At 70.2% G+C, this 19,595-nt stretch carries 20 protein-coding genes and 1 pseudogene; 11 read left to right on the top strand and 10 right to left on the bottom strand.

Annotated elements, in window-relative coordinates; all coding sequences use genetic code 11:
- The first annotated feature begins 1 nt into the window (after window position 1).
- From ACFVXA_RS07055 to ACFVXA_RS07040, 4 genes and pseudogenes are all read left to right on the top strand, one after another.
- Window positions 2–646 carry an OmpA family protein gene (locus ACFVXA_RS07055; RefSeq protein ID WP_390024078.1) on the top strand — a complete coding sequence of 215 codons (645 nt, stop codon included), beginning with the start codon at window positions 2–4 and terminating at the stop codon, window positions 644–646.
- A 10-nt stretch (window positions 647–656) separates the two neighbouring features.
- Window positions 657–806: pseudogene (locus tag ACFVXA_RS07050) on the top strand (dihydrofolate reductase); the annotation flags it as partial.
- Between the two features lie 39 nt (window positions 807–845).
- A complete protein-coding gene (locus tag ACFVXA_RS07045; protein WP_390024076.1) occupies window positions 846–1,718 on the top strand; it encodes an LLM class flavin-dependent oxidoreductase in 873 nt (290 codons plus the stop codon).
- Window positions 1,719–1,814: 96 nt separating this feature from the next.
- The gene (locus ACFVXA_RS07040) at window positions 1,815–2,273 is read left to right on the top strand and encodes a GNAT family N-acetyltransferase (protein ID WP_390024074.1); all 459 of its coding nucleotides are present in this window, start codon (window positions 1,815–1,817) and stop codon (window positions 2,271–2,273) included.
- Window positions 2,274–2,393: 120 nt separating this feature from the next.
- Here ACFVXA_RS07040 and ACFVXA_RS07035 read toward each other — a convergent pair whose 3' ends face one another.
- Window positions 2,394–2,906 carry a DinB family protein gene (locus ACFVXA_RS07035; protein WP_384024883.1) on the bottom strand — a complete coding sequence of 171 codons (513 nt, stop codon included), beginning with the start codon at window positions 2,904–2,906 and terminating at the stop codon, window positions 2,394–2,396.
- 127 nt (window positions 2,907–3,033) lie between these two features.
- Between ACFVXA_RS07035 and ACFVXA_RS07030 the strand changes: the two genes are divergently transcribed.
- Complete coding sequence (locus ACFVXA_RS07030; RefSeq protein ID WP_390024072.1) at window positions 3,034–3,825, top strand: class I SAM-dependent methyltransferase; 792 nt, start codon at window positions 3,034–3,036, stop codon at window positions 3,823–3,825.
- A 367-nt stretch (window positions 3,826–4,192) separates the two neighbouring features.
- On the opposite strand, the gene ACFVXA_RS07025 is transcribed toward ACFVXA_RS07030, so the two are convergent.
- Window positions 4,193–5,362 carry a winged helix DNA-binding domain-containing protein gene (locus ACFVXA_RS07025; RefSeq protein WP_383910269.1) on the bottom strand — a complete coding sequence of 390 codons (1,170 nt, stop codon included), beginning with the start codon at window positions 5,360–5,362 and terminating at the stop codon, window positions 4,193–4,195.
- 101 nt (window positions 5,363–5,463) lie between these two features.
- Here ACFVXA_RS07025 and ACFVXA_RS07020 point away from each other — a divergent pair, with 101 nt between their 5' ends.
- On the top strand, window positions 5,464–5,616 hold the full coding sequence (locus ACFVXA_RS07020; protein WP_383746422.1) for a winged helix-turn-helix transcriptional regulator: 153 nt from the start codon (window positions 5,464–5,466) through the stop codon (window positions 5,614–5,616).
- Between the two features lie 214 nt (window positions 5,617–5,830).
- On the opposite strand, the gene ACFVXA_RS07015 is transcribed toward ACFVXA_RS07020, so the two are convergent.
- Entirely contained in the window at window positions 5,831–6,166 is a 336-nt protein-coding gene (locus ACFVXA_RS07015; RefSeq protein ID WP_362031526.1) for a DUF192 domain-containing protein, read from the bottom strand.
- A 541-nt stretch (window positions 6,167–6,707) separates the two neighbouring features.
- Window positions 6,708–7,748 carry an L-glyceraldehyde 3-phosphate reductase gene (gene mgrA / locus ACFVXA_RS07010; protein WP_362031524.1) on the bottom strand — a complete coding sequence of 347 codons (1,041 nt, stop codon included), beginning with the start codon at window positions 7,746–7,748 and terminating at the stop codon, window positions 6,708–6,710.
- A gap of 145 nt (window positions 7,749–7,893) precedes the next feature.
- Between mgrA and ACFVXA_RS07005 the strand changes: the two genes are divergently transcribed.
- From ACFVXA_RS07005 to ACFVXA_RS06990, 4 genes are all read left to right on the top strand, one after another.
- Entirely contained in the window at window positions 7,894–8,667 is a 774-nt protein-coding gene (locus tag ACFVXA_RS07005; RefSeq protein ID WP_362031522.1) for an isoprenyl transferase, read from the top strand.
- A 340-nt stretch (window positions 8,668–9,007) separates the two neighbouring features.
- Complete coding sequence (locus tag ACFVXA_RS07000; protein WP_383746424.1) at window positions 9,008–10,333, top strand: PhoH family protein; 1,326 nt, start codon at window positions 9,008–9,010, stop codon at window positions 10,331–10,333.
- Window positions 10,334–10,758: 425 nt separating this feature from the next.
- Window positions 10,759–11,454, top strand: a complete 696-nt coding sequence (locus tag ACFVXA_RS06995) for a lytic transglycosylase domain-containing protein (RefSeq protein WP_362031518.1) — start codon at window positions 10,759–10,761, stop codon at window positions 11,452–11,454.
- Window positions 11,455–11,591: 137 nt separating this feature from the next.
- A complete protein-coding gene (locus ACFVXA_RS06990) occupies window positions 11,592–13,118 on the top strand; it encodes an AI-2E family transporter (protein WP_383910266.1) in 1,527 nt (508 codons plus the stop codon).
- A 170-nt stretch (window positions 13,119–13,288) separates the two neighbouring features.
- Here ACFVXA_RS06990 and ACFVXA_RS06985 read toward each other — a convergent pair whose 3' ends face one another.
- Both ACFVXA_RS06985 and ACFVXA_RS06980 read right to left on the bottom strand, forming a co-directional pair.
- On the bottom strand, window positions 13,289–13,822 hold the full coding sequence (locus ACFVXA_RS06985) for an alkyl hydroperoxide reductase (RefSeq protein WP_362031514.1): 534 nt from the start codon (window positions 13,820–13,822) through the stop codon (window positions 13,289–13,291).
- A gap of 6 nt (window positions 13,823–13,828) precedes the next feature.
- Window positions 13,829–14,383 carry a peroxiredoxin gene (locus ACFVXA_RS06980; protein ID WP_362031512.1) on the bottom strand — a complete coding sequence of 185 codons (555 nt, stop codon included), beginning with the start codon at window positions 14,381–14,383 and terminating at the stop codon, window positions 13,829–13,831.
- A 158-nt stretch (window positions 14,384–14,541) separates the two neighbouring features.
- Between ACFVXA_RS06980 and ACFVXA_RS06975 the strand changes: the two genes are divergently transcribed.
- Window positions 14,542–15,507 carry a LysR substrate-binding domain-containing protein gene (locus ACFVXA_RS06975; RefSeq protein WP_362031510.1) on the top strand — a complete coding sequence of 322 codons (966 nt, stop codon included), beginning with the start codon at window positions 14,542–14,544 and terminating at the stop codon, window positions 15,505–15,507.
- Window positions 15,508–15,525: 18 nt separating this feature from the next.
- On the opposite strand, the gene ACFVXA_RS06970 is transcribed toward ACFVXA_RS06975, so the two are convergent.
- The 4 genes from ACFVXA_RS06970 to ACFVXA_RS06955 form a co-directional block, all read right to left on the bottom strand.
- Entirely contained in the window at window positions 15,526–17,829 is a 2,304-nt protein-coding gene (locus ACFVXA_RS06970) for an ABC transporter permease (RefSeq protein ID WP_390024113.1), read from the bottom strand.
- Between the two features lie 86 nt (window positions 17,830–17,915).
- Window positions 17,916–18,605: an ABC transporter ATP-binding protein gene (locus ACFVXA_RS06965; protein ID WP_362031508.1), complete on the bottom strand. Its 690-nt coding sequence runs from the start codon at window positions 18,603–18,605 to the stop codon at window positions 17,916–17,918.
- Window positions 18,602–19,129, bottom strand: a complete 528-nt coding sequence (locus ACFVXA_RS06960) for a PadR family transcriptional regulator (protein ID WP_362031506.1) — start codon at window positions 19,127–19,129, stop codon at window positions 18,602–18,604. Before ACFVXA_RS06960 ends, ACFVXA_RS06965 begins: the two co-directional genes overlap by 4 nt.
- Before the next feature lie 198 nt (window positions 19,130–19,327).
- A complete protein-coding gene (locus ACFVXA_RS06955; RefSeq protein ID WP_362029321.1) occupies window positions 19,328–19,588 on the bottom strand; it encodes a hypothetical protein in 261 nt (86 codons plus the stop codon).
- Window positions 19,589–19,595: the final 7 nt, after the last annotated feature.

Genomic DNA, 19,595 nt, shown 5'->3' with positions numbered 1-19,595 from the left:
CATGGCCCTCCCACCCCGAACCACCGCCACGACGCTCACGGCTCTCGCCGTGCTGGTCACCCTCGGCCTCCCGGGCCCCGCGTACGCGGACGACGGTGATCCGAGCGCGCCGCCGGGCAGCGTCACCACGTCTCCACCCCCCGAGGTGGACGCGAACAGCCCCGGTCTCAAGCTCGCCGACGGCGCCACCCTCGCCCCGGCGAAGGTCCTGGACATCAAGTCCGTCGTGGAGGACCTCGGTGGCGAGGAGCGCCGGGAGGACACCAATTCGGACGTGACGTTCGCGCTGCAGGCGGAGGTGCTGTTCCCGAAGGACAGCTCGAAACTGAACCCGGACGCCCGTTCCCGTATCCAGGCGATCGCGGATGAGATCAAGGCCCAGAACGCCACGACCGTCAGAGTCTTCGGCTTCACCGACAACCTCGGCTCGTACGCCCACGGCCTGACCCTCTCCAAGAGGCGCGCGGAAGCGGTCCACGACCAACTGGCCGCAGCCCTCGGCTCGACGGACGTCACCTTCGAGGTACGCGGCTACAGCGAGGACTACCCGATCGCGGACAACACCTCGGAACAGGGCCGCCGCAAGAACCGCCGCGTGGAGGTGACGTTCCCGAGGGGCGCGACCTCCAGCTCCAACGCAAGCTGAAACCAGCGACGTCTATCCGGTGCTCATCGGGCGTGGCAAGCCCCTGTTCCCGGAGGCGGACGCCCTCACACGGCTCCGGCTGGTCGAGACCCGGGCCTTCGGCAACGGTGTCGTACTCCTGCGCCATGAGCGCGAGCAAGCCGATGACGGTGCCGTGTAAAGGAGTTTCCGGGGAGTGCGGCGTCGGTAGGAAAGCCTAATGACTGCTCTCGGTGCTGTGTTCCGGCCTCAACTGCCTCCCGAGCGACTCCGTGTCATCGCGCGCCTGGCGGACGACGTGGGTCTTGAGGAACTGTGGCTGTGGGAGGACTGCTTCCTCGAAGGGGGGATCTCCGCCGCCGCGGCCGCGCTCGCCTGGACCGAGCGCGTGCGTGTCGGAGTGGGGCTGCTCCCCGTCCCGCTGCGGAACGTCGCCGTCACCGCGATGGAGGCAGCCACCCTGCACCGGCTGTTCCCGGGGCGCGCCGTCGTCGGCGTCGGGCACGGCGTGCAGGACTGGATGGGGCAGGTCGGGGCCAGGGCCGAGTCGCCGCTGACGCTGCTGCGCGAGCACCTCGACGCGTTGCGCGCGCTGCTGCGCGGGGAGCGGGTGACCGCCGATGGGCGCTACGTGAAGCTCGACGGTGTCGCCCTTGACTGGCCGCCGGCCGGGGCGCCCGAGATCCTCGCCGGCGCCACCGGTCCCCGTACGCTCCGGCTCTCCGGCGAGGCCGCCGACGGCACCATCCTCACCGCCTCGACCACGCCCGAGGGGGTACGACAGGCACGTCAACTCATCGATGAGGGGCGGGTGGTGGCGGGCAGGACCGGCCGGCACCGGGTGGTCGTCTACCTCCGCACCGCCACCGGACCGGACGCCGCCGCCCGGCTGCGCGCCGAGATCGAGGCCGAGGGAGAGAACCCCGAACCGGAGCGCGGGGTCGCGGGCGACGCCGGCGCCGTCGCCAAGGCCGTCCAGCGCCTCGCGGACGCCGGGGCCGACGCCGTCATCCTCCAGCCCACCGCCGATGAACCCGATCCCGAGGGTTTCGTACGGTTCGTGGCCGAGGAAGTCCGCCCACTCGTCCCCTGAGCTCCAGATCCCTGAGCTCCAGATCTCCTGACCCACCGATCCCCTGATCCTCTGGCAGGCGGTCGTTGTCAGTGGGCGGTGCCACACTCACTGAGCATGGGTGAAGAAGACGTACGACTGAGAGACGTGGCCGAAGCCGATCTGGAGACGTTCTACGAGCAGCAGCTGGACGCGGAGGCGGTGCGGCGCTCGCGGTTCCCCTCGCGGGAGCGGGAGGCCTTCATGACTCACTGGAGCACGAAGATCCTCGGCGACGGCAGCGTCTTCGTCCAGACGGTCACCGTCGACGGCGAACCGGCCGGCTCAATCGTCGCCTGGTGGGAGGGGCAGCGGCGCTACATCGGGTACTGGTTCGGCAGCCCCTACTGGGGCCGTGGCATCGGCACCCGGGCCCTCGGCCTCTTCCTGCGCGGCGAGAAGAACCGGCCCCTGTACGCCGACCCCTTCACCGGCAACACCGCCTCCGTCCGCCTCCTGGAGAGACACGGCTTCCAGCACGCGGGGACGGTACGCCACGGCGACGACGAGCACGCGCTCCTCGTACTCCAGGCATGAGCACCCCCGTCCTCCCCGCGCCCTGGCGTCTTCCCCCAGACCTCGCCCAGGCCTGGCCCAGACCTCGCCCAGGCCTGGCGGGGGAGGCCTTCGGGGTCGGCAGCCGCCTCAGCGCCCCGATCAACCCGGCCGGTGATCTCCCGTCCCCCCGTCGATCAGCTCCCGCACGATGTCCATGTGACCCGCGTGACGGGCGGACTCCTCGACCATGCGGATCAGGACCCAACGGAGCGAGACCGTCGTGCCGTTCCACGACGTGCCCAGGTCGTCGAGCGACAGCTCGGAGATAGTGCGGTCGGCGGCGGCGCGGGCGCGGGCGTAGAAGTCGATGATCTGGGCGGTCGTCTCGCCCTGTCCCGCCGCCATGTCCTCCTCGGAGAACGGGTCGAACCACAGCGGCTCGACCTCGCGGCCGAAGGTCGAGCAGAACCAGCCGTACTCGACGGACGCGAGGTGCTTCACCAAGCCGAGCAGGTTCGTGCCCGACGGAGTCATCCCGCGTCGGACCTGTTCGTCGTCGAGGCCGTCCAGCTTCCACAGCACGGCGTCCCGATGCCGGTTCAGGCTCGCGTGCAGACTTTCCTTCTCGCCCCCGGTGTACGGCACCCGGACGGCCCCTGGATTCGACGTCATGCCCGGAACGTAGCAGCGGCCACTGACAACGCCCGTCGACGCCCGACGCCCGACGCCCGACGCCCGACGACGCCCGGCGAACGAAATTCCCTCGCGTCCTCGCGCGACCGTTGAGAGGATCCCCGCCGTGACCGCCGCCCCTCGCCCTCCCCGTACCCCCCGCTCCTTCGAAGACCTCGTCGCCCAGGCCGAGGCCGCCTCCGTCGACGGCTGGGACTTCTCCTGGTTCGAGGGCCGGGCCACCGAGGAACGGCCGTCCTGGGGATACGCGCGGTCGATGGGCGAGCGGCTGGCCCGCGCGTCCGCCGCGCTCGACATCCAGACCGGCGGTGGTGAGGTCCTCGCCGCCGCCCCGACGCTGCCCCCGCTCACCGTCGCCACCGAGGGCTGGCCGCCGAACGTCGCCAGGGCCACCGCCCTGCTCCACCCGCGCGGCGCCGTGGTCGTCGCCTCCCCGGAGGACGCGCCGCTGCCCTTCGCGGACGAGGCCTTCGACCTGGTCACCAGCCGGCACCCGGTACGGACGTACTGGGACGAGATCGCGCGCGTCCTGCGGCCGGGCGGCACGTACTTCTCCCAGCAGGTCGGACCGGCGAGCGTCTTCGAGGTGGTCGAGTACTTTCTCGGGCCGCAGCCCGAAGAGGTCAGGAAGGGCCGGCATCCGGACTCCGCCCGCGCCGCCGCCGAGGCTGCCGGGCTCGACGTCGTCGACCTGCGCGCGGAGCGGCTGCGCATGGAGTTCTACGACATCGGAGCCGTCGTGCACTTCCTGCGCAAGGTGATCTGGATGGTCCCCGGCTTCACCGTCGACCAGTACCGGCCCCAACTCCGCGCGCTGCACGAGCAGATCGAGACGAAGGGCCCCTTCGTGGCCCACAGCGCCCGCTTCCTGATCGAGGCACGCAAGCCGCGGGCGTGAGGGCCGGCCATGCGGGTTCCGAGCCGAGGGTCACGCAGGCACTGGCCGTGAGAGGGCCACACGGTTCCGGGCGCGAGTGTCGTGGCGGTCCCTGGGCGCGAGGGCCACGCCAGCCCCGCACGTGAAGGCCACGCAGGCCCCGCGCCTGAACTCCACGCAGGCCGCGCACCTGAACTCCGCGCAGGCCCCGCACCTGAAACTCCAGGCAGGCCCCGGGCGCGAGTGTCGTGGCGGGGCCCCGGGCGGGAAGCCGCGCAAGCCCCGCACCTGAAGGCCACTCATGCCCCCCGCCTGAAAGCCACCCCAGCCCGCCTGAAAGCCACCCCAGCGCCCCGCCTCAATGCCACCCCAGCCCGGGCCACAGAGGTCACGCATGGCCTCCCACCGTAACCCTCCCCACGACCAACTCCGGCTTCGCCTCCAGCACCTCACCCACCCGCTCCACCTGCCCCGCCAGCTCGCGTTCCTGCCGTGCCGTCAGCCGGCCCAGCGGCTCCACCGTGACCGTCGTACGACGTCCTCGGCGCCGCTGGTGCCAGACCCCGGCGACCACGCCGTCGACGAGCAGCACCGGGTAGTTCCCGGCCTGTCCGCCCGCGAGGGCCCGCTCGTACGCCGTGCCGGGGAACAGCACCTCACGCGGCTGCGCGGCAATGCCGTACGCGTCGAAGTACGGGAGCAGCCGCACCCCGCGCAGGGGCGCCCCCGGGAACTCCGTGTCGCCCGCCGCCACCCACGCCGGGGCGCCGGCGAAGTCGACCTCCTCGATCTCCCCCGCCTGCGCCAGCGAAGTGAACAGGCTCAGAGCCCAACCGCGCGGCGCAGCAGCCCACTTGGCGAAGTGCGGCGCCGTCGCCGGTCCGTAGGCGCGCAGATAGCGCCGTACGAGCAGGGCGAGCCCCCTCTCGGAGGCTGTGGCCTCGTCGGGGGCGAGCGGCTCGAAACGCGGCGGGCGGGTGTACGTCACCTTGCGGCCCCGGTTCGGGGCGAAGCACAGCGCGCCCCGCTGGCCCGCCCGGTGCATCACCTGCCGCCAGCGCGGCCACATGCCCTGGAACGCGGGCATCACCAGTTCCCCGGCCCACGGCCCGGTGCGCGCCACGACCTCGTCGCCCAGCTCGTCGATGGTCAGGCACCTGCCGCCCAGGGCATCCCCGATCGCCGCGACGACCTCGTCCGCCTGCGCCGCGGTGAGCCGCACATCGGCGGACTGGCTCGGGTTGGCGGGGATCGCCGTCAACGCCGCCGTCCAGAAGGGCAGTTCGGCCGACGGGAGCAGATGCACGGTTCCCCGGGGGCCGTATGTCTTCACCAGCGGACGGTCCGCCTCCCACAGCGCCGCGCGTACGTCCGCCCTTGTCACCCCCTCCGCCCGTACCCCCACCGACACTTCGGCCGCCGAGAGCACCTGCGCGTGTGCGCCGAGCATCGCGCCGACCACCTCGGCGACCGGAGTCCCGGCCGGCGCGGGAACGGCCAGGAACTGCCGTTCCATTCGCCGAGCGCTTGCCTCGTCCCATGTGATCCTCAAGGTCATGGGACGACGCTAGAGCGGAAATAGGTCAGACCCTGGCCGCTGTGCGTGGCGACCTCGTACGCGCCACCTGTCGCATGTGATGACGCGCCACCCTGCCGAATGTGATCGGGGAGGTGCCGCCCAAGGTCGAGTACTCGCCGACCGACCTCGGGGAGACGCTCAACACCGCCCTGCTGCCACTGGGCGAATGGGGTGATCGACACATGCGTGAGCTGATTGACCGAAAACACCCCAATGAAGCCCACTCGGTGTGAGATGGGCGTCCGGATCGCGGACGGGCACGGATGCGGACCGGGCGTCACGGCGCACATCTCCACAGGGTTCCCACATCGTTATCGAGCGTGGCTCGCCTCGGATGTTCGCCTCACGTAAGTTCAGACCAAGGTAATTCGCGTGAGCAAAGCTGCGCGTGTGGCACCGCGCAGTGGAGGGGGCTGCGCGGTGCTGCGTCCCCTCGCTGACGTCACGTCAGTTGTCCTGGACCGCGACCCGCACCCCGCGCCGAACGCCCCACCGCTCCATCGCCCCGGCCTCCGCCTCCAGGACCCGCCGGGCCCGCGCCCGGGGCAGCCCCACCCGGCCCGGCCGCATCGTCCGCACGGCCAGGACCCGCGACTTCCGGTCCAGATAGGCGACGTCGATGGCGAACCGCATCCCCAGCGTGTGCACCGAACTCGCCGGACCCAGCAGCAGCGCGCCGTCGATCCCGTCGCGCCCGAGCAGCCCACGCCGCCGTTCGCGCGCCGACCGGGCGACTTCCAGCGGCACCGGCTCGGGCGTCTCCGGCGTGGTGAAGGTGGCCATGGCTGCGAAGTTAGCGGCGGCGTCAAGCGGATGTACGCCACGCGCGTCACCCACCTGGAGTACGTCGGGAGAAGTCGGCGGAGGAAACACAACCGGGCGCAAACCCATCGGATCTCTCCGGATCCTCCGCGATTCCCTTGGAATCCGCTGTGATTCGGCCATGATCCCGCCCTGAATCCGGGCTTCCGGGCCCACCATGGCGTCGTCGGCCGGTTTCGGAGAGTAGTTGTGGCACGCCGATGCACGCAGCATCACTTACGAAGGGTTATGGTGGAAACCCCCCCTCGGGCCGGTCCGTCTCCCCCCCACGGACCGGCCCGTTTTTTCTGCCCGCACCCGGCCCGCCCGACGGGCGCCCCCGTGCGCCCCCCGGCCCCGCGGGCCCCGGCCCGGTGACTGAGCGCCGACCGCCGACCGACTCGACGACCGTCCTCGGCCGCGGGTGCCGACCGCCTCAGCTATCAGCGTCGACCGCCTCAGCGCGGGTGCCGACCGCCTCAGCCGTCAGCGTCGATCGGTGCCCGCGCCGCCGGTCCTGCTCTCAGCTCCGCCCGGCCCAGATGTTCGTCCCGGGCGTCGACACCGCGAACGTGTCGATCTCCTTCTGCTCCTCGTCCGTGAGCTTCGGGGCCGCCAGCGCCGCCAGGTTCTCCTCCAGCTGCCGCACGCTGGACGCGCCGATGAGCGCGGACGTCATCCGCTCGTCGCGCAGCACCCAGGTGAGGGCGAGCTGGGCGAGGGACTGGCCGCGGCGGGCCGCGATGTCGTTCAGCCCGTTCAGGCGTCGTACGACGTCGGCGTCGGACGCCAGGCCCGGGTCCAGGGACTTGCCCTGCGAGGCGCGCGAGCCCTCGGGGACGCCATTGAGGTACTTGCCCGTCAGCAGGCCCTGCGCCAGCGGGGCGAAGGAGATGCAGCCCATGCCGGCGTCCTCGAGCGTGTCGAGCAGGCCGTCGTCCTCGGTCCAGCGGTTGATCATCGAGTACGAGGGCTGGTGGATGATCGGACGGACCCCCATCTCGGTGAGGATCCGGGCCGCCTCGGCGGTCTGCTCGCTGGTGTACGACGACACGCCGACGTACAGCGCCTTGCCCTGCTGGACCGCGGACGCGAGCGCGCCCATCGTCTCCTCCAGCGGGGTGTTCGGATCGAAGCGGTGCGAGTAGAAGATGTCCACGTAGTCGACGCCCATCCGCTTCAGCGAGGCGTCCAGGGAGGACAGCAGGTACTTGCGGGAGCCCCACTCGCCGTACGGCCCGGGGTGCATGAGGTAGCCCGCCTTGGTCGACAGGATCAGCTCGTCGCGGTACGGCGCGAAGTCCTGCTCCAGCAGCTTGCCGAAGTTGAGCTCGGCGGAGCCGGGCGGCGGCCCGTAGTTGTTCGCCAGGTCGAAGTGGGTGACGCCCAGGTCGAAGGCGCGGCGCAGGATCGCGCGCTGGGATTCGAGCGAGCGGTCGTCACCGAAGTTGTGCCACAGGCCGAGCGAGACGGCGGGCAGTTTGAGGCCACTACGGCCCGTACGCCGGTATTCCATCGCGTCGTACCGATCCGTTGCGGCGCGGTATACAGAGATGTCGTTCATGCATACGACGCTACGGGAGAGCGCCGACACCCCATGGCAACGCCCCAGTTTTCCGGGGGTAGGCTTCGCCCCGGGGGACCGCCATACGGACAGGGACTGTGCTCGCTCGCGCCTGTCCGATCCCGCACGGAGGGGCTGACAACACGTGACCTTGCGCGACAACCTGCGCCGTCTGCTGGTCAGGTTCTATGCACGCAGGGTGGAAGGCCACCTCGACCACGACCAGGTGCCCAAGCACATCGGGGTCATCATGGACGGCAACCGGCGCTGGGCGAAGGCCGCGGGCTCCACCACGGCCCAGGGCCACCGGGCCGGTGCCGACAAGATCGAGGAGTTCCTCGGCTGGTGCTCCGAGACCGATGTCGAGGTCGTCACCCTGTGGCTGTTGTCCACGGACAACTTCGACCGCCCGCAGGAGGAGCTCGGCCCGCTGCTCGGCATCATCGAGGGCGTCGTCCGCACCCTCGCCGCCGACGGCCGCTGGCGTGTGCACCACGTGGGCACGCCCGACCTGCTGCCCGCGGGGATGCAGACGGTGCTCAAGGAGGCCGAGGAGTCCACCGCGCACGTCGACGGGATACTCGTCAACGTCGCCATCGGCTACGGCGGCCGCCAGGAGATCGCCGACGCCGTCCGCTCGATGCTTCTGGACGCCCACGACAAGGGCACCACGATCGAGGAGCTGGCCGATTCCGTCGACATCGACCTCATCGGCAAGCACCTCTACACCGGCGCCCAGCCCGACCCCGACCTGGTGATCCGCACCAGCGGCGAGCAGCGGCTGTCCGGATTCATGCTCTGGCAGACGGCCCACTCGGAGTACTACTTCTGCGAGGTCTTCTGGCCGGCCTTCCGCAAGGTGGACTTCCTGCGCGCCCTGCGTGACTACGCGGCGCGACACCGCCGCTACGGAGGCTGACCGCGGCGGCGCCTCCGGGCCCCCGACCGGCGCCCGGCACCGCCTCACCGGTACCGCGGGACCGTACGTCACCAGGAGTTAACGAGCGCGCCGTCATATGCCGTGGCATGGCGTGGCGTGTTCGAGGGCATAAGCCTTCCAGGTCGATGCCCGAACCACGGGTGTCGGATCTCAGCGGACGGCACGGGGCCGTCCGCCCGGGAGGCCCTTTGCACCAGCCCGACCGTGCGGTCAGTGCGGACGAGACGGAGGGCCGGTTCTCGGCCCGCGCAATGCGGCCGGAACCGGTCCAGCTCCTCTCCGTCGCTCCCCGACCTCTTCCGAGGGGGTACGTCCTTCCGTGGTGACCAGCGCAAAGCGCCACAAGCCAGACCGGCGCACCTATGTTCTCGACACCAGCGTCCTGCTGGCCGACCCGAATGCCCTGAGCCGCTTCGACGAGCACGAGGTCGTGCTTCCGATCGTCGTGGTCACGGAGCTGGAGGCCAAGCGGCACCATCCCGAACTCGGCTACTTCGCCCGGCAGGCCCTGCGCCTGCTCGACGAGTTCCGGGTGCGGCACGGCCGCCTCGACTCTCCCATCCCGATCGGGGACCTCGGCGGGACCGTACGCGTCGAGCTCAATCACTCGGACCCCAGTGTGCTGCCCAGCGGCTACCGGCTGGGGGACAACGACTCCCGGATTCTCGCGGTCGCCCGCAATCTGCAGGCCGAGGGGTACGACGTCACGGTCGTGTCGAAAGACCTGCCGCTGAGGATCAAGGCCTCGTCCGTCGGACTCCTCGCCGAGGAGTACCGCGCCGAGCTGGCCATCACGGGCTCCTCCGGCTGGACCGGAATGTCCGAGCTGACCCTCGCGGGCGAGCAGGTGGACGTCCTCTTCGACGTGGGCCACGCCTACGTCCCCGAGGCGGCCGACCTGCCGGTGCACACGGGCCTGACGATCCAGTCCGAGCGCGGCAAGGCACTGGGACGCGTGACGTCCGAGGGCAACGTCCGCCTCGTACGCGGCGATCGGGAGGCGTTCGGCATCAAGGGGAGGAGCGCCGAGCAACGTATCGCGCTGGACCTTCTCCTCGACCCGGACATCGGGATCGTGTCGATGGGCGGCCGGGCCGGCACCGGCAAGTCCGCGCTCGCGCTCTGCGCGGGCCTGGAGGCCGTCCTGGAGCGCCGCCAGCACCAGAAGGTGATGGTCTTCCGGCCGCTGTACGCGGTGGGCGGGCAGGAGCTCGGCTATCTGCCCGGCTCCGAGTCCGAGAAGATGAGCCCCTGGGCGCAGGCGGTCTTCGACACGCTCTCCGCGGTCACCAGCCGTGAGGTGATCGAAGAGGTCACCTCGCGCGGCATGCTGGAGGTTCTGCCGCTCACCCACATCCGCGGCCGTTCCCTCCACGACGCGTTCGTGATCGTGGACGAGGCCCAGTCGCTGGAACGGAATGTGCTGCTGACCGTTCTGTCCCGAATCGGCGCCAATTCACGGGTGGTTCTCACCCATGACGTGGCACAAAGGGACAATCTGCGCGTCGGCCGATATGACGGAGTGGTCGCCGTCGTGGAGAAGTTGAAGGGCCATCCGCTCTTCGCGCACGTGACGCTCAACCGGTCCGAGAGGTCCCAGATTGCTGCCCTTGTGACCGAAATGCTGGAGGAAGGTCAGATCTGACACCGCTCGCCCCACCTGGTCAAAGGGTGGCGGATACACGGTAGTTGGCGCCGTCCGGCAAAGGCGAAGAGCCTAGCCGGGCGGCGTCTTGCTGCGCCCTCGTTTCCGTAAAACAGCTGAGGCAAACAAGGTGTGAGCTTTCACACGCAACGGAGAATTGCCTTGCGGCGTCGGGTTACGGCAGAGTCTCACTCCTGTCAGGCCCCGCATACGACACACCTGTACCCCCAGCGGTACGGCACCACAGGAACCTCAGAACTCCATAGAGCCGTCGTATGCCGCCCGAGCACCACGCGGCGCTCCTCTTCGGGGAGTTGCCCACCGGGCCCGCGCCTCCCGTGACCCCGCAGTTGGGAGGCCAGCGCCAAGGGGCACGATTGCGTCCGCGAGGGTCACCTAAGCGGGCGATGCTGGAAGGAAACCGTGTGAGCCGGATTTCGGTCCGGGGATTCGCAGTGGCCTCGGCCACCGCGGTCACCGCTGTCGGAAGCGTCGTCGGAGTTGCCTCGGGCAGCACCGCCCAGCCGAACGATGCCGAGGCGACGGCAAGTGACTCGACCCTCCTCGCGGACATACCTGCGGGCCAGCAGGCCCAGGTGCAGACCGCGTCCCTGACGCAGCAGGCCGACGCACAGGCCATCGCCGCGGACGCGAGCGCCAAGAAGGACGCGGAGGAAGCTGCCCGCAAGCAGGCAGCCGAGGACGCGGTCGCGAAGCAGAAGGCCGCCGAGAAGGCCGAGAAGGAAGCCAAGGCGCGCAAGGCGGCGCAGGAAGCGGCCAGCCGCTCCGCGACGCGTGACGCCTCCAGCTTCTCCGTCCAGGCCTCGTACACCACCGCGCAGATCCAGGCGATGGCGCGCCAGATGGTGCCGAGCGGCCAGTTCCAGTGCTTCAGCAACATCGTGGACCACGAGTCCAGCTGGAACTACCGGGCGGTCAACGCCTCCTCCGGTGCCTACGGTCTCTTCCAGGCCCTGCCCGGCTCCAAGATGTCGTCCGTCGGCGCCGACTGGCAGACGAACCCGGCCACCCAGATCAAGTGGGGCCTCAACTACATGGACAGCCGCTACGGCAGCCCGTGCGAGGCCTGGTCCTTCTGGCAGGCCAACAGCTGGTACTGAGCCCCTCGTCCCGTACCGGCCGCTCAACCTTCCGAAGCCCCTCCCCGTCCTAGGGTGAGGGGCTTCGGCCATGTACGGTCGGAACCGACGACTCCAGGGGGGAGTGGTGGGGGGGCAACGGGGGAAGAGGACGGATCATGTCGAGAGTGCCAGGGTGGCTCAGTCGGCTCGGCGCCGGACTGACCGAGCTGGGGGAGCGGCTGGACGAGCGCCGCGCCGAGGTGGAGAAGGAGTCCCAGGGCTCCCTCGACTCCGAGCGCGCGCTCGATCCGCGCCATGACGGGTCACCGTGGGGCTCGGCGGCGCAGGCCGCGGCCGGGGACACCGACGTATCCGGGCCTCCGGCCGACGGCGGTCCCGACGACGGCCGCCCCGATGACAGCCGTCCGGATGACAGCCGTCCCGACGACGGTTCCGAACACCGTCCCAAGAGCCGTCCCAAGAGCCGTCCCCAGCGCCGCCGCCCGGAGCATCCCCCCGAGGAGGTGTCCGCACCACCCGCCGTGTACCTGCCCGTCGTGGAGGCCCAGCGACCCGATCCCGCGCTCGCCGTGCCGTGGGGTGTGCGGGTCGCCGCCGAGGCCGGCTGGCGGCTGCTCGTACTCGCGGGCACGCTATGGGTGTTGATGCGGGTCATCAGCGCCGTACAGCTCGTGGTCCTGGCCTTCGTGGCCGCGCTGCTCATCACCGCGCTGCTGCAGCCGACGGTGGGCCGGCTGACACGTCACGGGGTGCCGCGCGGGCTCGCCACCGCGCTCACCGCGATCCTCGGCTTCGTCATCATGGGACTGGTCGGCTGGTTCGTGGTCTGGCAGGTCCAGGAGAACATCGACAATCTCTCCGGCCAAATCCAGGACGGCATCGACGAGTTGCGCAAGTGGCTCCTCCACAGCCCGTTCCATGTGACGGACAAGCAGATCAACCAGATCGCCAAGAACCTGCGGGACGCGATCGGCGCGAACACGGATCAGATCACGTCGGCGGGCCTCCAGGGCGTGACGGTCATCATCGAAGCGCTGACCGGCATCCTCCTGACCATGTTCTCGACCCTCTTCCTGCTCTACGACGGCAAGCGGATCTGGGAATGGACGCTCAAGCTCGTCCCGGCCGCCGCCCGGCAGGGTGTCGCGGGCGCGGGCCCGAGGGCGTGGCGGACGCTGACGGCGTACGTCCGGGGCACGGTGATAGTGGCCCTGATCGACGCGATCTTCATCGGCCTGGGCATCTACTTCCTCAAGGTCCCCATGGCCGTGCCGCTGGCCGTCTTCATCTTCCTCGGGGCGTTCATTCCGCTGGTGGGTGCGGTGATTTCCGGGGCGTTGGCGGTGGTGGTCGCGCTGGTGACGCAGGGCGTGTTCACTGCGGTGATGACGCTGGTCGTGGTCCTCGCCGTCCAGCAGATCGAAGGCCACATCCTGCAGCCGTTCATTCTCGGGCGGGCGGTACGGGTCCACCCCCTGGCGGTGGTGTTGTCCGTCGCCGCGGGCGGGATGGTCGCCGGGATCGGCGGCGCGGTGGTGGCGGTTCCGCTGGTCGCGGTCACCAACACGGTGGTGGTGTACCTGCGTTCGTACGCCCGCGAGGCCGCCGGACTGCGCCACTCCCCGGAGCCCCGCGGCGCCACAGCCCTGGACGCCTCGCCGGCTCACCGGCCGACACCGTAGCTCCCCGCGCCCTGCCCAGGGGCGCGGGGAACTGCGCAATCTTTTGGCGGGGGCCTGGGGGCGGCAGCCCCCGGATACGGGACGGGCAGGGGCGGAGGGGGCGAAAAACCCAAGGCCCCGCCCACCCGGAAATGAGGTGAACGGGGCCCAAGAAGGACAGTCCGCGGAGCCTACTCCGCGAGGACCGCCTCGGAGTCCAGCGTGACGCCCACCGCCTGGACGACCGCCGCGATCTTGAACGCCTCCTGGATCGTCTCCCGGTCGACGCCCGCCTTGCGGAGCACCTGCTCGTGGGAGTCGAGACACTGCCCGCACCCGTTCACCGCGGAGACGGCCAGCGACCACAGCTCGAAGTCGACCTTCTCCACACCGGGGTTGCCGATGACGTTCATCCGCAGACCGGCGCGCAGCGTCCCGTACTCCGGGTCGGAGAGCAGGTGCCGCGTGCGGTAGAAGACGTTGTTCATCGCCATGACGGCAGCGGCCGACTTGGCGGCGGTGTACGCCTCCGGGGAGAGCTGAGCCTTCGCCTCGGGCTCCAGCTCGCGCAGCACCCGCGGCGAGCGGGACGCGATCGCGCACGCCAGCACCGTGCCCCACAGCTGCTGCTGCGGGAGTTCGGAGTTGCCGATGACCGAGCCGAGGTTGAGGCGCAGGTCCTTGGCGTAGTCCGGCAGGGCGGACTTCAGTTCGTCGAGGGCCATGGAGGGTTACTCACCCGCCAGGAGCGCCACCGGGTCGAGGGTGTTCTCGCCCTTGGTCCAGTTGCACGGGCAGAGCTCGTCGGTCTGCAGGGCGTCCAGGACCCGCAGGACCTCCTTGGGGTTACGGCCGACGGAGCCGGCGGTCACCATGGAGAACTGGATCTCGTTGTTCTGGTCGACGATGAAGACCGCGCGCTTGGCGAAGCCGTCCTCGCCCTCGATGCCGAGGTCACGCATGAGCTCGTGCTTGGAGTCGGCCATCATCGGGAAGGGCAGGTCACGCAGGTCGTCGTGGTCCTTGCGCCAGGCGTGGTGCACGAACTCCGAGTCGCCGGAGAAGCCGAGCACCTGGGCGTCACGGTCGGCGAACTCGTCGTTCAGCTTGCCGAAAGCGGCGATCTCGGTCGGGCACACGAAGGTGAAGTCCTTGGGCCACGCAAAGATGATCTTCCACTTGCCCTCGTAGGTCTTGTGGTTGATCTGCTCGAACTCCGCGCCCTTCTCCAGCGAGACACAGGCGGTCAGATCGAACTCGGGGAACTTGTCACCGACAGTGAGCACACGCTCTCCTTGCAGCGAGGAAACGCCCTTTTTGGGGGCCTTTTCCATGGGTTGGACGAACTTGATGTTGGCACAAGCTGCATTGATTAGGGAAATAGCTACACTTGGTCGCGTTGATCGGCTACGACTATCAGTGACTATGAGTAAGAGGTACGGCCATGGCAGGCCCCCTGGGTGGCAAGGCGAGTTCCAAGGGGAACGGGCGGCGCCAGCCCACCCTCGCCCAACTGCGCGCCTTCGCCGCCGTGGCCGAGCATCTGCACTTCCGTGACGCGGCGGGCGCGATCGGTATGAGCCAGCCCGCGCTGTCGGGTGCGGTCTCCGCCCTGGAGGAGACGCTCGGGGTGACCCTGCTGGAGCGGACGACCCGCAAGGTGCTGCTCTCGCCCGCCGGCGAGCGTCTCGCCGTACGCACCAAGGCGGTGCTGGAGGAAGTCGGTGCGCTGCTGGAGGAGGCGGAGGCGGTACGGGCTCCGTTCACCGGAGCCCTTCGTCTCGGCGTGATTCCCACCGTCGCGCCCTACCTCCTGCCCACCGTCCTCAAGCTCGTCCACGACCGCTACCCGGACCTCGACCTCCAGGTGCACGAGGAGCAGACGGCCAGTCTGCTGGAGGGGCTGGCCGTCGGACGGCTCGATCTGCTGCTCCTCGCCGTGCCGCTCGGTGTGCCCACCGTCACCGAACTGCCGCTGTTCGACGAGGACTTCGTGCTCGTGACCCCGCTGGACCACTGGCTCGGCGGCCGGGAGGGCATCCCCCGCGAGGCCCTGCGCGAACTCAATCTCCTGCTGCTCGACGAGGGGCACTGTCTGCGCGACCAGGCCCTCGACATCTGCCGCGAGGCGGGCCGCGCGGACGCGCCCGTCACCACCACCGCCGCCGGTCTGTCCACCCTCGTCCAACTCGTTGCCGGCGGCCTCGGCGTGACCCTGCTGCCGCGCACCGCCGTCAAGGTGGAGACGACCCGCAGCAACCAGCTCCTCACCGGGTACTTCGCGGATCCGGCGCCGACCCGGCGTATCGCCCTCGCGATGCGGGCGGGCGCGGCGCGCGGCGCCGAGTACGAGGAACTGGCCGCAGCGCTCCGCGAAGCGCTGCGGCCCTTGCCCGTACGAGTCCTGTGACGGACTCCTCGGGGCCTGCTACTCCGTGCGCAGCCCGTCCGGCCGCATCAGGCGGATCAGCGGCGGCAGGCTGAGCAGCGTCACCAGCACCACGACGCCCGCGCCGATGCCGGTCATCGACAGTACGCTCGCCCAGTCCACGCCGACCGGTGTGGCGGTCATCTTCAGCAGGACCGCGCCCAGCGTCAGGCCGACGATCGACGCCAGCAGCAGGCCCAGCGCGATCGGGATCGCGGTCTGCCACAGCACGGACAGGCTCAGCGTGCGGCGCCGGGTGCCGAAGGCGACCAGCGACGACAGCAGCTTCTTGCGCTCGCGCAACTGCTCCAGCTGGGAGACCAGCAGGCTCGCGCCGATGAGGATCAGCACGCAGGTCGCGCCGACGAACAGGCCGGTGCGGATGGACGTGAACTTCTGGGACTGCGTCGTGGCCGTCCAGTTCTCGGGGTCCGCGAGCGGGTCGAGCTTCGCCGCGCTGTTGCGTACGAGCTCACGGACCTCCGGCACCGACTCGTCGAGCTGGAGATAGACCGACCCGTACACGGTCGACGCGGCCTTCGCGGGCAGGGCGCCGGGCGTGAAGAGGAAGCCCCCGCGCTCGTCGCCCGACGGATCCTCGCGCGAGTCCGCCGTCCTGATGCCCTCCGGCACCGTCCAGGCGACCTCCTTGCCCTTGTTGGAGGCGCCGTAGGACGGGTCGATGTAGAGCTTGTTGCCGACCTTGTCCAGGCTCGACGTGTACGTGTCCCACTGGGCGTTCTCCACGGCGAAGACATCGCCGTCCTTGCAGGAGGGCAGCTTGGCCGCCTCGCGCAGCGCGGCGCAGTCGCCGACGGTCACGGTCGCCTGGTGCTCGGGCTCGTTCCTCCCGTCGCCCACCTGACCGGTGCTCAGCGCCGTCGTGCGCGTGACTCCCCTGGTCGCGGACAACTGCCGGACGGCCTCGCTCATCGGGACCTTGTCCGGCACCCGGATCGACATCTGCGCACGCGAGAGGTCGTTCCTGCTGGCCTTGGTGTAGTCGCCGTCGACCCCGGCGAACAGCATCTGCAGGGCGATCGCGCCGGCCACCGCCACCGCGATGCCGTTGACCATGCGGGCCGCGCTGCCGCTGCTCAACTGAAGCCTGCGGATGGCCAGTTGCCAGGCGACGCCACCGGAGTCCAGCCGGTTGACGACCGCCTCGACGACCCAGGGCAGCAGCGCGGTGATGCCGACGAGCAGCAGCATGACGCCGCCGATGACCAGGTACTCGTTGAAGTTCCCGTTGCTGCGCCCCTGCCCGATCATCGGGTAGAGCATCGCGAGACCGGCCAGCGGCAGCAGCAGCCGCCACCACAGGCGGCGCCGCGAGGGCCGGGCCGTGCGGACCACGCCGAGCGGCTCGATGACGACACCGCGCAGCGCGAAGAGCGTCACCGCGACCGCGGCGGCGGGGACGGCCACGGCGACCAGTGCCACCAGGGCGGGCGCCGGATTGAGGTCACTGGGGAACACGCTCATCCTGAACACCGAGATCATGCCCGCGAGCTGACGCCCGATCAGGAAGAACCCGGCGCCCAGCAGCAGCCCTACCAGGGCTCCGGCCAGCGCCTCACCGGCCGCGATCCGCCGGGTCATCCGCCCGTCCGCGCCGACCAGCCTGAGCGCCGCCAGGCGTCGGTCGCGCCGCTCGCCGCCGAAGCGCACGGCCGCGGCGATGAAGACGCCGACCGGCATCAGCAGCACCACGAAGACGATCAGCACCAGCAGGAGCAGGACCGGGTCCATCGTCTCGCCGGACTGGCCGCTGGACCCGAACGAGTCGATGCGCTCGACCCGGCCGGTCGTGTGTGTGGTCGCCGTCAGGTCCTTCGTCCCCGCGTAGAAGGCGAGTTCGTGCGGATCGACGAGACCGACGTCGGCGATCGTCCCGGTGACGCGGTAGGGCAGCCGCTCACGCAGCAGCTTGCCGTCGGAGGACTTGAGCAGCCGGTCGAGGGCGGGCGAGACGAGCATGTCGCCGACCGCGGGGAACTTCTTCACCCCCGGCGGCAGCGGCGCCCGCGCCCCCTCGGGTTGCAGCACCCGTCCCCGTACGTCCAGGTCGTGGAAGGTGGTGTCCGTGATGCCGATGAGCAGCGTGCGGTCCGACTTCTTCTGCACGACGGACTGGTACGTCACGTCGTTGCGGTCCCGTTCGCGATCGTGCCGGGAGGCCAGCGCGCTCGGTATCGCCGTGGTGAGCAGCAGCAGCGACACCCCGAGACCGACCCCGACGGCCGTGAGCAGCACACGCACCCAGGCCTCCCGGCCGCCCGTCACCGCGAACTTGGCGCCCATGCCGAAGTCACGGGCCCACTGCGGCAGGACGGTGGCGGCGGTGCGAGGCGCCTCGGGCGGGGTTCCCGCGGGTGAAGGGCGGACGCTCATACGATCCGCTCCATGTCCCGGGACTTCCCGTCGCGTACGACGATCTCGCGGTCCGAGTACGCGGCCACCCGTGCCTCGTGCGTGACGAGCACGACGGCGGCGTTGGTGGAACGCGCCGCGTCGGTCAGCAGCTGCATCACACGCTCGCCGTTGAGCGAGTCGAGCGCGCCGGTCGGCTCGTCCGCGAACAGCACACGCGGGTTGGTGACCAGCGAACGGGCCACGGCCACGCGCTGCCCCTGACCACCGGAGACCTCACCGGGCCGCTTGCTCTTGAGGTCGTCGACCTCCAGCTGCTCCATCCAGGACAGGGCGGCGCGCTCGGCGTCCTTGCGCCCGGTGCCGTTCAGCCGCAGCGGCAGCGCGACGTTCTCGACGCAGGTCAACTCGGGCACGAGCTGCCCGAACTGGAACACGAACCCGAACTCGCTCCGCCGCAGCGCACTGCGCTGGGCGTCGCTCATACCGGCCATCTCCCGGCCGTTGTACGTGATCGAGCCCGCGTCGGGCGGCACGATCCCGGCGAGGCAGTGCAGCAGCGTGGACTTGCCGGAGCCGGAGGGACCCATCACGGCGACGACCTCGCCGGGGTGAATGGAGAACTCGGCGCCGTCCAGCGCGGTGGTCGGTCCATAGGTCTTGCGAAGCTCCGACGCGGCGAGCAGGGAGCCGGGGGGAGGAGTCATCGGGTCGTCACCGCCTCGGCGAGCTTGTCGAGACGCGCCGCGGTGAGCTCCAGCCACCGCAGATCGGCCTCCAGGTGGAAGAGGGCGTGGTCGCAGATCAGCTGGTCCGCGAGGTCGCCCTTGCGCTTGCGGTCGGTCAGGATGCGCATCATGCGCAGGTGCTCCGAGCGCTGCGTGTCGAGGATCTCGCTCGCGTTGCGGTGCGTGAGCAGCGCGAGGACGACCTTGGTGTAGAGGGTCGACTGGAGATACGGCTCGGGCTTCTCCGGCGTCGCGAGCCACCGCTGTACGTCGGTGATCCCCGCCTCGGTGATCGCGTACCGCTTGCGCTCGGGGCCGCCGCCGGCCTCTATCCCGTCGACCTCGACGAGCCCGTTCTTGAGCAGTCGCGACATCGTCGAGTAGACCTGGCCGTAGTGCAGCGGCCGATCGTGACCGAACTTCTCGTCGAAGGCCCGCTTGAGGTCGTAACCGTGCCGGGGGCCGGACTCCAGGAGCCCTAGAAGAGTGTGACCGATGGACATGCGGAGCACTCTACACACGGCGTATACACCTCGCGTATACACGCCACGAATAGATCATGGTGTGGTGTACGGATCCGCAGGTCAGGCCCGATTGTCACGGTTCCGTCACCAGCCCCGAAAAGATCGCGCAGTTCCCCGCGCCCCTGAACAGGGCGCGGGGAACTGCGCGAACGGGGTGTGGGGCGGAGCCCCGGGTGGCTAGGGCTCCGGGTCGCCGGAAGCCGGCGGCCGCCCCCGCCGAGGGATCGGCCCAGCACCGCCGGGCAGGCGGCCCGCCTCGGCGAGAGCGCGTCGCAGCAGGAACTCGATCTGCGCGTTCGCGGAGCGCAACTCGTCCCCCGCCCAGCGGGCCAACGCCTCGTACACCTGCGGATCCAGCCGCAGCAGCACCTGCTTGCGCTGCTGCGGCTGCCGCCGGGAAGAGGGGGAGGGGGGCGTTCCCTCCGAAGGAGCCGTCACTGCGTTC

It is taken from the genome of Streptomyces sp. NPDC058246 (genome assembly GCF_042881985.1).
In the GTDB taxonomy this organism is placed as follows: Bacteria; Actinomycetota; Actinomycetes; order Streptomycetales; family Streptomycetaceae; genus Streptomyces.
The sequence above is the reverse complement of the archived record's forward strand: the minus strand, read 5'-3'. Positions and strand labels throughout refer to the sequence as shown.